Genomic DNA, 13,198 nt, shown 5'->3' with positions numbered 1-13,198 from the left:
GCATTTCTTGCGCTTTGAAAATCGGCTGCTAACGTGCAGGAACGAAGTGCTTTAGACACCGCGATCCGGTCGAGGAAAACATGGCCCGCTACCTCAAGGAGTTGCTGCTGTTTTTGTACCTGCTCAAGGGGTACGCCTATTACCTCGACCGTCTCGATGCGTTGGGCCTGGGCTTGGCAACCTTGCTGTTCGGCGCCATGTTCGTGCTGTTGGTGATGGCGCTGTGGATGTGCGCCTACATACGCCTGACGATGGTCAGGCATGTGTTTGCCTTGGCGCTGTTTGTTTCAGCTGTTTTTTTCGAGGTGTACACCCAGGTCACGGACAGTTACCTGACCTACAGCCAGTTCGTCTCGCTGGTGTACTCCGGAGGGTTCATCCAGGAAGCGGCCTATCAGTATCGCGAGGTGATCATCAACGCGGTGATCGGCGGCTTGTTGCTGTTGTTCGGCATCGCCCTCAAGCCTCGGCGGGCGTTGCGAGTGCCCGGTTATCTGCCGGTGCTCGCGCCCGTGCTGGGCGTGGTGTTGCTCAGTGGCGTGTTGTTCGTGCGGGCGGGCGAGGGTGCGCGGGGCCTGCCGGTGATGTACACGCCGTTGGCCTATTTGAATCTCTTCGCCTATGAGTCCTTGCACAGCACCATCGGTCCCCGGGAACCGGTCACTCTGACGCGGCGATCGTCTTTGATCGAGCAGGACATCGTGTTGATCATCGATGAAAGCATTGGCGGAAATTACCTGGATATCAACACGCCATTTGGCGTGCACAGCGGTCTGAAGACACCGCCCGAGGGTGTGGATATTTTCAATTTCGGCTACGCGGCTTCCATCGCCAACTGCAGCGCCGACACCAATGTCACCTTGCGCTACGGCGGTACTCGCGCCGACTACATGCGCATCAACAGCACTCGGCCGTCGATCTGGCAGTACGCCAAGCAGGCCGGCTTGCGCACCGTCTACATCGATGCCCAGCGCACTGGCGGCAATCTGCAGAATCTGATGACCGACCTGGAAAAACAGGACATCGACGAATTCGTCCAATTCGATCAGATCAGCGTGCGCGACCGCGACATGGCGGCGGCGGCGAAGTTGATCGAGCTGTTGGGCGACCACCAGGCCGAACTGGTGGTGATCAACAAGGTGGGGGCGCATTTTCCAGTGCACGACAAATACCCCGACGACTTCATGAACTACCGCCCGGCCTTGCCGCGCGGGCAGTTCCAGGAAGTGGCCGACACCGGCAGACGCGACGGGTTCAATGGCCAGCAAGATGACTGGCTGCTGTACCGCAATGCCTACCAGAACACCCTGCTGTGGAATGTCGGCGAGTTCTTCAAGCGAGTCTTCCAGCGGGCCGATTTGAGCCATGCCGTGTTGATCTACACCTCCGACCACGGCCAGGATCTGCACGAGCGCGGCAATCCCGGGCTTAACACCCACTGCGGCGGCGACCCGGTGGCCGAAGAAGGCTTGGTGCCGTTGGTGGTGATCCAGGGCCGCTCATTGCAGACCCTCGATTGGCGCGACGCCTGGGCTCGGAACAAGGACCGCTCCAGCCACTACAACATCTTCCCGACGCTGTTGCAGTTGATGGGCTACGACCCGGTCGGGGTCGAATCGGCCTATGGAAAATCCCTGAGTCAGCCGACCGATGACGACTTCACCTTCAACTACCGCTTCAACGCGCGGCTGGGGGCGAAACCGGCGTGGAAACATATCGACCTGAACAACATCGTGACCCCGCATTCCGGCCAGGTTGAAATGGCGGTGGGGCATTGACTCTATACGCTGAGCTCTTTGGGAGTGGGCTTGCTCGTATGAGGCCGGCACATCCAACATCTTCATCGAATGACGCCGCTTTCGCGAGCTCTCGCCTGGGCCGGCATTGCGGCTAATTCCGCTATCCTGAGCCTCACGTTCATTCATCGAGCCTGTTCATGCTTGAAGTCCGCGATGTCTATAAAAGCTACCCCACGCCCCAAGGCCCGTTGCCGGTGCTGCAGGGCGTCGACCTGACCCTGACGCCCGGCAGCAGTCTGGCGCTGATGGGGGAGTCCGGCAGTGGCAAGAGCACCTTGCTGCACCTGGTCGCCGGGCTGGACAAGGTGGATCGCGGCAGCATCCGCAGTGGCGAATATCGGCTCGACGGCATGAGCGAAAGCCAGCTAGCGAACTGGCGACGCACGGAAATCGGCCTGGTGTTCCAGCAGTTCAACCTCATCAGCAGCTTGTCGGTGGAAGACAACCTGGCGTTCCAGGCGCGCCTGTGCGGCCGCTATGACGCGGCCTGGCAAGCCCATCTGGTGCAGCGGCTCGGACTTGCAGCGTTGCTGCGGCGTTACCCTGAACAGCTTTCCGGCGGCCAGCAACAGCGGGTGGCGCTGGGGCGGGCGCTGGCCTCGCGGCCGCCCTTGTTGCTGGCCGACGAACCCACCGGCAGCCTCGACGAAGCCACCAGCGACGAAGTGCTGCAACTGTTGTTTGAACTGCTGGAGGGCAGCCCCATCAGTCTGCTGATGGTGACCCACAGCCCCCGGGTGGCGGCGCGCCTGGCCCAACGCGTGGTGTTGCACGGCGGACGGTTGGCGCAGGTGGCCCAGGGGTGATGATCTTTCGTCAGACCCTCAAGGCCCTGCTCAGCCATTGGCGCCAACACCCGGTGCAATTCTTCAGCGTGCTGACCGGCCTCTGGCTCGCCACCAGCCTGCTTACCGGCGTGCAAGCGCTGAACAGTCAGGCCCGGGACAGCTACGCCCGGGCCAGCCAGTTGATCGGCGGCCAACCCCAGGCCAGCCTCAATGCCCCCGGTGGCGGCACCTTCCCTCAGCAATGGTTTGTCGATTTGCGGCGCCAGGGCTGGCCAGTGTCGCCGGTATTGCAGGCCCGGGTGCTGCTCAAGGGGCACGAGGATCAGCGCCTGCAACTGATGGGCATCGACCCGGTGTCGCTGCCACCCGGCGCGGCACTGGCGGGGCAGGCGCGGGACATGAGCGAGGTGGTCGAGTTTTTTACCGACCCCGGTCGCACTTGGATCGCCCCGCAGACCTTGCAGGCCTTGGGGCTGGGTGAGGGCGACCGGCCTCGTACAGTCGATGGGCAACCGTTACCGCCGCTGCATGTCCAAGTGGACATGGCGCCGGGCGTGCTGTTGATGGACATCGGTTTTGCCCAAGCGGTACTCGGGTTGCCGGACCAGCTGTCGAGGTTGTTGTTGCCTATCACGTTCAACGCCGCGCTGCCGGAGGCCTTCAGCGATCGGCTGCAATTGACGCGTGCCGATGAAGAAAACAACCTGTCGCGCCTGACCGAAAGTTTTCACCTGAACCTCGACGCCTTGGGGTTTTTATCGTTCGTGGTGGGGCTGTTCATCGTTCACGCGGCCATCGGCCTGGCCCTCGAACAGCGCCGCAGCCTGCTGCGGACTCTGCGGGCCTGTGGCGTCAGTGCGCGGGTGCTGGTCACCAGTCTGGCGCTTGAGCTGGGCGCGCTGGCCTTGCTGGGCGGGATCGCCGGGGTACTCAGCGGCTACTGGCTGGCGGGCCTGTTGTTGCCCGATGTCGCGGCGAGCCTGCGGGGGTTGTACGGTGCCGAAGTGGCCGGGCATTTGAACCTCAGCCTGGGGTGGTGGCTCAGCGGTGTCGGCCTGAGCCTGCTCGGCGCGTTGCTGGCCGGGGCCGACAGCCTGTTGCGGGCGGCGCGTTTGCCCTTGCTGGCACTGGCCAATCCCCAGGCCTGGCACCAGGCCCATGGGCGCTGGCTGCGACGCCAGGGTTGGGTGGCGACAGGGGCGGCGTTGATTGCCGCCTCGGCGTTGGTCTGGGGCGACAGCCTGGCCAGCGGTTTTGTCCTGATGACCGCCCTGTTGCTGGGTGCGGCGCTGGCCTTGCCGGTGTTGCTCAGCAGTGCGCTGAAGCAGCTGCTGCGCCGCAACCGCTCGGTGCTCGGGCAATGGTTTCTCGCCGATTGCCGCCAGCAATTGCCGACCCTGAGCCTGGCGCTGATGGCTTTGCTGCTGGCAATGGCGGCGAACATCGGCGCCGGCAGCATGACCGCCGGTTTCCGCCAGACCTTCAGTAACTGGCTCGAACAACGGCTGACCGCCGAGTTGTACATCAACCCGCAAACCCCGGCCCAGGCGGAGCAACTGCACACCTGGCTCAAGCAACAACCGGCGATTACTGCCGTCGTTCCCCTCTGGCAAGTCTCGATCCCGTTGCAGGGCTGGCCGACGGACATCCATGGCATCATCGATCACCCGCACTATCGCGAGCATTGGCCGCTACTGGAATCGGCCGCAGACAAGCCGTGGGAGCAGCTGGCCGTCGCCGACACCCTCATGCTCAGCGAACAACTGGCCCGGCGCCTCAAGGTGAGGATCGGCGATCAGTTGACCCTGCCGACGCCACAGGGACCCTGGGCACTGCGCATCGTCGGTATCTACGCCGACTACGGCAATCCCAAGGGCCACGTGCTGGTCAATGCCGATCATTTGCTGGCGCACTGGCCGCAGCTGACGCCGAACCGTTTCAACCTACGCATCGAACCGCCCGCGATCCCGGCGCTACTGACCGCGTTGCAGGGCCGGTTCAGCCTGGATGACAGCCGCATCGTCGACCAGGCCCGACTCAAGGGCTGGTCGACCCAGGTGTTCGAGCGCACCTTCGCCGCCACCGCCGCCCTTAACAGCCTGACCCTGGCGGTGGCAGGGGTGGCGTTGTTCATCAGCCTGCTGACTCAGAGCCAGAGTCGTCTCGGCCAGTTGGCGCCGCTGTGGGCGCTGGGGGTGACGCGTCGGCAATTGATGTTGCTCAACCTCGGTCAGACCTGGTTGCTGGCGCTGCTGACCCTGGTCCTGGCCTTGCCGTTGGGGATTGCCCTGGCCTGGTGCCTGGACGCGGTGATCAATGTGCAGGCCTTCGGCTGGCGCCTGCCGTTGCGGGTGTTCCCGTTGCAATTGGTGCAGTTGCTGGGCCTGGCGATGCTCGCCACGCTCCTGGCATCGGCCTGGCCGCTGTATGCGTTGTACCGTACGCAGCCGGCGGATTTGCTGAGGACCTTTGCCCATGAAGATTAACATTGGCGTGTTGCTGCTGGTGTTGCTCAGCGGTTGTGACGACTCAGCGCCGCCACAAAAGGGCTTTGCCGGCCTCGGCGACCAGGCTGTCGCGTTCACGCCCGTCGTGCCTGGGCGGGCGTTCAGTTTTCCGGCCGACCACGGCATTCATGACGGTTTCCGTATCGAGTGGTGGTACGTCACTGCCAATCTCAAGGATGCCCAGGGTCGGGATTTCGGTGTGCAATGGACGCTGTTTCGCAGCGCCTTGGATGCCGTGCCCCAGGCCAGCGGTTGGCGCAACCAGACGATCTGGCTCGGCCATGCGGCGGTCACTTCCGCCACCGTGCACCATGCCGCCGAGCGTTATGCCCGAGGCGGAGTGGGGCAGGCCGGGGTGAAGGCGGTGCCTTTCGATGCCTGGATCGACGACTGGCAATTCACCAGCCAGGCTGCTGTGGCCGAGCCGTTGGCGGACATGCAATTGAAGGCGCACGACCGACGCTTCAGCTATGCGTTGCGGCTGACGTCGAGCCGCCCGTTGGTGCTGCAGGGCGATCAAGGTTTCAGCCAGAAATCCGAACAGGGGCAGGCGTCGTACTACTACAGCCAACCGTTTTTCCAGGCCAGCGGTGAATTGGAAATCGACGGTCAGCGTTTCACGGTCAGCGGTCCGGCTTGGCTCGACCGCGAATGGAGCAGCCAGCCCCTGACCGCCAACCAGACTGGCTGGGACTGGTTCTCCCTGCACCTGGACAATGGCGAGCACCTGATGCTCTATCGCATGCGCCACAAGGATGGCGCGCCTTACCTCACAGGCACCTGGATCGATGCCCAGGGACGGGCGCAAACCCTGCATGCCGGGGAGATCAGCCTGGTGCCATTGGACACTGCCAAGGTCGCCGGGCGTTCGATGCCGGTACGCTGGGCCATCAAGATTCCCGGCAAGCAACTCGACGTCATCACCCAGGCACTCAATCCCAACGCTTGGATGGACCTGCGCATTCCCTATTGGGAAGGCCCGGTACGACTCAGTGGTAACCAGGGCGGCACGGGTTACCTGGAAATGACCGGCTACTGAGAATCGCCGGAACTCCCCGCGAACGTCGACCCTCATAACTGATGAATGTCTTGCAGGAGCCCGCCATGAGCGATGACCTCAAACTTCCGTCGCTGGCCGACTGGCAGCAGTTATTCGAAGACAAGGCCTACTGGCAGCAGTCCCCCGACGCCCACTTCACCGAGCTGATGCGGGTGGCCGATGACCTGTTCGGCCGGGGCGCCATCGATCTGGCGCGTTGGCAGGATTTGAAGAACCAGGCCGAGCAACTGCACCAGCGCTCTCCCGATGCCAATGTCGCTGAAGAAGTCGCCGACCCCGATGCCTGAATCCCGAAAGATCCAAGGAGTTCGCCATGAAGCACAACCCCGATCGAACCCCACCTAACCCGGACGCGCCAGCATTGCCCGGCGAGGTGGAACGCGATAACGATGCCTTGCGACCCAATGACCCGGCCAAGCGCAAACAGCAACACGGTGACCCTGAAGCGGGGGACACCGATGCGCAAAAAACCGGACGGCGTGGCTGAAGTACTTAACGCCCGCCGGTATTAAAAATAGTTTTGTAATGCCACTTAAATTTTTCTGTGCGGATAGCTTTTACGCCTGCCCATGTTTTGTATAACTGTTTGTACAGCTATGCGTGTAGGAGCTGTCGAGCGCAACGAGGCTGCGGTCTTTCCCCAAACACTTGAGTCCCAAGCGAAAGATGAAAGATCGCAGCCTCGTTGCGCGCGACAGCTCCTATTCAGCTCCTACACAACCGGCATAGTTTCAATAATAAACAATTATTTAAACAGCCTCGCGGACATACTCTGAAAGTTCCATTATTATTGTGTCTGTTCGCCCAGTGTCAGGCTCTTTACCAGTGCATGGATTGCCGAGGCCGTCGCACTGGGCGAACACCGTCCGGAATCAATAACTTTCAATTATTTGAGTGCACATCGTCCCACTGCTGGCCGATGCGTGAACGGCTGCCTCCGATTTCAACCGGCGGCCGGTGCACGCCAGTCATCGGAACCCGAGGTGCCGCTGACTTCATGGGTCCAGGTGATCTTGCGATACGTGAAGTGCACGTCTTCCAAATGGGTGAAATGTGTGTTCTCCGGGTCCTGGCAGTTGGGCATGTAGTCCTTGATATCGACGATGATCGCGTCCTCCAGTGTCGTGGTGTAGTAGTGCTCCTGAGTCCCGGCGGCCGAAGTGCGGTACCACTGGATCTTGACTTCGGTCAGGCGTTCGCCGCTCGTCAGGGCGGCCAGCATCAGTGGCGAAGCTTTGTCGAACACCTTGGTGATGATCAGGGGTTTGTGTATGCGCTGGCCGGTGGGTTGACCGGACTGAGGATCGCGAGGGATGGTCACTTGATGCTCGAAAGCCTGCACCATGACCTGGTCTTCGTGACCTTCTTGGTAGGTGTTGCCCACTGAGTCGGCGGTAAACGCACCGGCAGTGATCAGACCTTGTTTGGTGCCTGTAACGGACATGTACGCGGGGGTAGCCAAGGAATGCTCTCCTTCCTGGATAACGATAGGGCCTGGGACGGAAATCGTCCCGAGGTGGCCTGACGGTTATCAAGCGCTATGCCAAATTCAAAAAAACCATAAATATCAATAAGTTGATTTTAGCTGAGGCGAATATTCCTTTCTGTTGGGCAACAAAGCGCACTAACGCTTGCTCGGTGCATTGCAGATATTCGCGAGCCACCCGGATGTCGCTCCACCCGGGCAGAATCACCGAGGAAGGCGCGCCGCTGCGCGCCTGTCAGGCAACTTCTTGCCGTTTTATCCTTCGGCTTGTTCTTACACGCCCAACGCAGCCCTGGACTCGTCGATAGAGCGCTGTTGCGTCTGGGCGTACAGCCCGAGCTCATCAATGGTCGCTCGCCCCAGCGCCGCTTCGAAGGCCTGGCGGTTGGACTGCCCGGCATAATGGCTCTGGGCGGCATCGCCGAGGTTCGACTGGAAGATGCCGGCGGCGCTGACCGGCAGGAAGTCTTCGTACACCAAGGGCTCGGCGCGCAGGTATTGCTGTTCGAGCAAGTGTTCCAGGGACGCTGCTGGCTCAAGGGTGCCCTTGGCGGCGAGGCCCTTGGGCGTCGGGAAATAACGGAAATACGCCAATGCCTGTTGGCGCAACTCATCGTGGTTGTCCGGGAATGCGACAAAATGTTCGGCCATCAACGTGTTGTAGCGTTCGGCGTTGGCTTCGTTGGGAAACGCTCCCAGCGCATCGCGTGCGGCGTTCAGCAATTGGTCGTAGAGCGCGCGGCCCTTGGGCGTGAGCGCGGCGCCGCGTTGTTCGATTTCGCCGAAGCGGGCGCTGTGGCTGCCTTGGGCCTGTGGTTGGTCGGTGAAGGCGACGGGTTCGTCGAGTGCCTTGAAACTGGTCTGGCGCAGCAGGATCGGGCATTGGCGACGGGGTGGACCTTCGATCACGGCCTTGGGAGTAATGCCATGCACGGGCATCCGTGCCTGGACGATGTCGATGTCCAGGGTGCGCGGCGTCAGGTGATTGATATGCGGGCCCTTGAACGCCACCACGTCGGCGATCAGGCGATGCTGGGCGCTCAGCTGCCGGTACTGTTCGGCGGTGACGGTGGCGCTGTGATGCCAGCGAAAAGTTTCCAGGGCCTGCAGGACAAAGTCCTCGGCCTGGGCTTGCGTCAGGCCACCTTGGCGCTCGGCCAGGTCAATGAGCTCCAGGGCGCCGGGGGTGAAGATCTGCCGTTGGGCCAACACCGACTCGGCAAAGGCCCGCAGTTCGGCATTCTCGATCAGTTCCAGTCGCAGCAGCGAGGTAAACACTCGGAACGGACTCACCTGCAACGCGCTTTCATGCACGGCGCGAAACGCTGTGGAATGCACCGGCACTCCGGCGGGCGTGAGGTCGTAATAGCCCACCGGCTGCATGCCCATGACCGCGAACAGACGCCCCAGGGTCGCCAGCTCGGCGGCGGTACCGACGCGGATCGCACCGTGGCGTTCCAGGTCCAGGCGCTTGAACTCGCCGGTGCTGCGCAGGTGTGCAGCCAGCTGCGGCTGTTCGGCCAGCACCTGGGCGTTGGTGTGTTCCACCAGGTTCATCAGGGCGCCATACAGCGGTACCTCGTCGCGGTACATGTCGGACATCGCTCTGGAGAAGCGTTGGCGGATCAGGTCGGGGCTGACGAAGCTCATCGTGAGAGTTCCTGGCGAGGGCTGTGGGAAAGTTGAACGAAAGATCGCAGCCTTCGCCGGCCCCGGCAAACGAAGAATCTTCAGGACTTCATTCTGCCAGGGACTGATCCACCAGCTCGATCCAGTGCCGCACGGGCGTGCGACCGGCCCCGTCGAGGTGGTTCTGGCAGCCGATGTTGGCCGTGACGATCATCTCCGGTTGGCCGCTTTCCAGGGCATTGAGGCGGTTGTCGCGCAACTGCCGCGCCAAGGCCGGCTGGGTCAGCGAATAGGTGCCGGCCGAACCGCAACACAAATGGCCGTCGGGCACCTCGGTGAGGTTGAAACCCAGCCGCGTCAACAGCGCTTCGATGCGGCCGCCGAGTTTCTGCGCGTGCTGCAAGGTGCACGGGCAATGGACGGCGATGCGCTGGTTCCTGGCCGCGCAGATCTGCTCCAGCGGTTCGTTGCCGAGCACTTGCACCAGGTCCAGCGCTCGTTCGCTTACCTGCTTGGCCTTGGCGGCATAGGCCGGGTCATGCTCCAGCAGGTGCCCGTAGTCCTTGATGAAGGCACCGCAACCGCTGGCGGTCTGGACAATGGCTTCGGCGCCGTGCTCCAGGTGCGGCCACCAGGCGTCGATGTTCTGTCGGGCGCGGTCCAGTCCGGTGGCCTGGGCATCGAGGTGATAATCCAGCGCACCGCAGCAGCCGGCCTGCACACAAGGGATCACGCTGATGCCGAGTCGATCCAGCACTCGCGCTGCCGAGGTGTTGGTGTTGGGCGACAGGCCTGGTTGCACGCAGCCTTCGAGCATCAATACCCTGCGCCCATGGCGCAGGGGTGGGCGGTCGCTGTGGGATGGAGCGGGGCGGGGCAACTTGGCGCTCAGGTTCGTCGGCAGCAACGGACGGAAGACCGCCCCAAGGCGCAGCAGGGCCTTGAACCGTTCGGGACTGACGGCCAGGCTGCGCAACCCCAGGCGCAGTGCGCGTTGGCCGGTGGGGCGCGGTACGGCTTGGTCGACCACCGCCCGGCCGATATCCAGCAGGTTGTGGTAATCCACGCCGGACGGGCAGGTGGTCTCGCAGTTACGACACGACAGGCAGCGATCCAGGTGCAACTGGGTGCTGGCTGTCGCCGGCTGGCCTTCGAGCACTTGCTTGATCAGGTAGATGCGGCCTCGCGGGCCGTCCAGTTCATCGCCGAGCAATTGGTAGGTGGGGCAGGTGGCATTGCAGAAGCCGCAATGCACGCAACTGCGCAGGATCCGTTCGGCTTCTTCGGCGCGGGGCAGGTTTTTGCTTTCCTCACTGAACCGAGTCTGCATGCTAGAGCTCCAGGTACATTCGACCAGGGTTGAACAGTCCCAGGGGATCGAGCTGGGCCTTGAGTTGCCGGTGGTAGCGCAGCAGCGTCGGGGCCAGTGGCTGGAACGGTGTGTCGCTGGCACCCTGACGATAGCAGGTGGCATGGCCGCCCACTTCATGGGCCAGGGTTTGCACCGTGCCGGCCTCGGTTTTCAACCAGCGCTGCGCGCCACCCCAATCGATCAGTTGAGCGCCGGGCAGGGTGAGGGGGCCGGTGTGGTGGGGCAATGACAGGCGCCACAACGGCAAGCCTTCGTCGAAAAATGCCAACCGATGTTCATTCAGTGCCGTCCAGTATCGATCGTCGATCACCTCGCCACCAAAACGTTGATGAGCGGCACTGACCGAGCCTTCGCCCCCCTCCAGGCGCAGGTGCAGGCAGTCGCCGTCATGGCTGGCGGCGCTGATGGGCAGGGGCTGGCGGCCCCATTCGGCGAGCGTCTCCAAGGCTTCGGCGCTGCCCAGTTCCAGGCGGATGCTCAGGCTGTGACGGGGCTTGGGCAGGACCTTCAAGGACACTTCGGTGATCACTCCCAGGCAGCCGAAACTGCTGGCCAGCAGGCGCGAGAGATCATAGCCGGCGACATTCTTCATCACCTCGCCGCCGAAACGCAGCAATGTGCCGTGGCCGCTGATCAGGCGCGTACCCAGGACGAAGTCACGCACCGAACCCGCCCAGGGGCGACGTGGCCCCGACAGTCCGGCGGCGACCATGCCGCCGACCGTGGCGTCGTCGCCGAACGCCGGCGGTTCGCAGGGCAGGCGTTGCCCGGCGGCCTCCAGGGCGGCGAGCAGTTCCCGCAGCGGCGTGCCGGCCCGCGCCGTGATGACCAGCTCGGTGGGGTCGTAATGGACGATGCCACGGTGCACGCGAGTGTCCAGCACTTCGCCGGCCACTTCCCGCCCCAGGAACGCCTTGCTGTTCGAACCCTGGATGCGCAACGGCGTGGCGTTGGCCCGTGCGCGATTGACCTGTTCGAGCAACAGGTCGCTGGCGTCCTGGTCGGCTTCGTGGCTCATCAGAAACGCTCCAGTTCGGGAAACGGCAACTGCCCGCCATGAATGTGCATGGCACCGAACTCGGCGCAGCGGTGCAAGGTCGGGATGTTCTTGCCGGGGTTGAGCAGGCCCTGGGGATCGAACGCCGCTTTTACCGCGTGGAACAGGTTCAGTTCGTCGCTGTTGAACTGTGTGCACATCTGATTGATTTTTTCCCGGCCAACTCCGTGCTCGCCGGTGATGCTGCCGCCTACCTGGACACACAGTTCGAGGATTTTCCCACCCAGGGTTTCGGCGCGCTCCAGTTCGCCGGGTTGGTTGGCATCGAACAGGATCAGTGGGTGCATGTTGCCGTCGCCGGCGTGAAACACATTGGCGACTCGCAGGCCATACTCGGCGCCCAGACTGGCGATGCGTTGCAGCACCTCGGGCAGGGCGCGTCGTGGGATGGTGCCGTCCATGCAGTAATAATCCGGCGCCAGGCGCCCCACCGCCGGGAAGGCGTTCTTGCGCCCGGCCCAGAACCGCAGCCGCTCGGCCTCGTCCCGCGCCTGGCGCACCTCGGTGGCCCCGGCCTGCTCCAACACCTGACGGACCCGTTCGCAGTCGTCATGGACATCGGCCTCGACCCCGTCCAGTTCGCACAGCAGGATCGCTTCGGCGTCCACCGGATAGCCGGCGTGGATGAAGTCCTCGGCGGCGCGGATCGCCAGGTTGTCCATCATTTCCAGGCCACCGGGAATGATGCCGGCGGCGATGATGTCGGCCACCGCCCGCCCGGCCTTGTCCACCGAATCGAAACTGGCCAGCAGCACCTTGGCGACCTGGGGCCGGGGCAACAGCTTGACCGTCACTTCGGTGATCACCCCGAGCAAGCCTTCGGAGCCGGTGAACAGTGCCAGCAGGTCCAGGCCCGGCGAATCCAGGGCTTCGCTGCCCAGGGTCAGGCGTTCGCCTTCGACGGTGAGGATTTCCAGCCTCAACAGGTTGTGCACCGTCAGGCCGTACTTGAGGCAGTGCACGCCGCCGGCATTTTCCGCGACATTGCCACCAATGGAACAGGCGATCTGGGACGAAGGGTCTGGTGCGTAATACAGCCCGAACGGCGCTGCGGCCTGGGAGATCGCCAGGTTGCGCACACCCGGCTGAAGCCGTGCGGTACGGGCGTCGGGGTCGATGTGCAGAATCTGATTGAATCTCGCCATCACCAGCAACACGCCACTGGCCAGGGGCAGGGCACCGCCGGACAGACCGGTCCCGGCGCCCCTGGCGACCACCGGTACGTTCTGTTCATGGCAGAGCTTGAGCAGCGCTTGCACCTGCTCGACTCGCCTGGGCAAGACCACCAGCAGGGGCGTGGTGCGATAGGCCGACAAACCATCACACTCGTAGGGCTTGAGGTCTTCCTCCTGGTGCAGGATGTCCAGGTCGGGAATCTGTGCCTGGAAGGCTTGCAGCAGGGCCTGTTTGTCCACCTTCGGCAAGGAGCCGTCGAGATGTTCGTCGTAGAGGATGTTCATGAAATCGATACCCCTCAGTCGCCGCGAATCCTTGTGGGAG

The 13,198-nt window shown here is 63.0% G+C and carries 11 protein-coding genes; 6 read left to right on the top strand and 5 right to left on the bottom strand.

Features of this window, described 5'->3' with window-relative positions; all coding sequences use genetic code 11:
• Nucleotides 1-80: 80 nt before the first annotated feature.
• The 6 genes from BT125_RS03895 (at nt 81) to BT125_RS29405 (ending at nt 6,641) form a co-directional block, all read left to right on the top strand.
• Nucleotides 81-1,778 (top strand): sulfatase-like hydrolase/transferase, encoded by a 1,698-nt coding sequence (locus BT125_RS03895; RefSeq protein ID WP_072405252.1) that lies wholly within the window; start codon nt 81-83, stop codon nt 1,776-1,778.
• A 158-nt stretch (nt 1,779-1,936) separates the two neighbouring features.
• Nucleotides 1,937-2,605 carry an ABC transporter ATP-binding protein gene (locus tag BT125_RS03890; RefSeq protein ID WP_072405251.1) on the top strand — a complete coding sequence of 223 codons (669 nt, stop codon included), beginning with the start codon at nt 1,937-1,939 and terminating at the stop codon, nt 2,603-2,605.
• Nucleotides 2,605-5,073 carry an ABC transporter permease gene (locus BT125_RS03885; RefSeq protein ID WP_083564442.1) on the top strand — a complete coding sequence of 823 codons (2,469 nt, stop codon included), beginning with the start codon at nt 2,605-2,607 and terminating at the stop codon, nt 5,071-5,073. Before BT125_RS03890 ends, BT125_RS03885 begins: the two co-directional genes overlap by 1 nt.
• Nucleotides 5,063-6,133: a lipocalin-like domain-containing protein gene (locus BT125_RS03880; protein ID WP_072405249.1), complete on the top strand. Its 1,071-nt coding sequence runs from the start codon at nt 5,063-5,065 to the stop codon at nt 6,131-6,133. The genes BT125_RS03885 and BT125_RS03880 overlap by 11 nt, the downstream gene beginning before the upstream one ends.
• Before the next feature lie 65 nt (nt 6,134-6,198).
• Nucleotides 6,199-6,441 carry a hypothetical protein gene (locus BT125_RS03875; protein ID WP_072405248.1) on the top strand — a complete coding sequence of 81 codons (243 nt, stop codon included), beginning with the start codon at nt 6,199-6,201 and terminating at the stop codon, nt 6,439-6,441.
• A gap of 26 nt (nt 6,442-6,467) precedes the next feature.
• Nucleotides 6,468-6,641 carry a hypothetical protein gene (locus BT125_RS29405; protein ID WP_170866801.1) on the top strand — a complete coding sequence of 58 codons (174 nt, stop codon included), beginning with the start codon at nt 6,468-6,470 and terminating at the stop codon, nt 6,639-6,641.
• Nucleotides 6,642-7,097: 456 nt separating this feature from the next.
• Here the strand turns inward: BT125_RS29405 and BT125_RS03870 are convergent, their stop codons facing one another.
• The 5 genes from BT125_RS03870 to glcD form a co-directional block, all read right to left on the bottom strand.
• Nucleotides 7,098-7,616: an Hcp family type VI secretion system effector gene (locus BT125_RS03870; protein WP_072405247.1), complete on the bottom strand. Its 519-nt coding sequence runs from the start codon at nt 7,614-7,616 to the stop codon at nt 7,098-7,100.
• Between the two features lie 297 nt (nt 7,617-7,913).
• Nucleotides 7,914-9,290, bottom strand: a complete 1,377-nt coding sequence (locus tag BT125_RS03865) for a 2-oxoadipate dioxygenase/decarboxylase HglS (protein ID WP_072405246.1) — start codon at nt 9,288-9,290, stop codon at nt 7,914-7,916.
• An 88-nt stretch (nt 9,291-9,378) separates the two neighbouring features.
• On the bottom strand, nt 9,379-10,599 hold the full coding sequence (glcF, locus tag BT125_RS03860) for a glycolate oxidase subunit GlcF (protein ID WP_072405245.1): 1,221 nt from the start codon (nt 10,597-10,599) through the stop codon (nt 9,379-9,381).
• A gap of 1 nt (nt 10,600) precedes the next feature.
• Complete coding sequence (gene glcE, locus BT125_RS03855; RefSeq protein ID WP_072405244.1) at nt 10,601-11,659, bottom strand: glycolate oxidase subunit GlcE; 1,059 nt, start codon at nt 11,657-11,659, stop codon at nt 10,601-10,603.
• Complete coding sequence (gene glcD / locus BT125_RS03850; protein ID WP_072405243.1) at nt 11,659-13,158, bottom strand: glycolate oxidase subunit GlcD; 1,500 nt, start codon at nt 13,156-13,158, stop codon at nt 11,659-11,661. Before glcD ends, glcE begins: the two co-directional genes overlap by 1 nt.
• Nucleotides 13,159-13,198 lie beyond the last annotated feature (40 nt).

The sequence above is a fragment of the Pseudomonas sp. NFACC04-2 genome, from assembly GCF_900119265.1.
Lineage (GTDB): Bacteria > Pseudomonadota > Gammaproteobacteria > Pseudomonadales > Pseudomonadaceae > Aquipseudomonas > Aquipseudomonas fluorescens_AA.
This window is presented reverse-complemented; position numbering and strand designations above follow the sequence as displayed.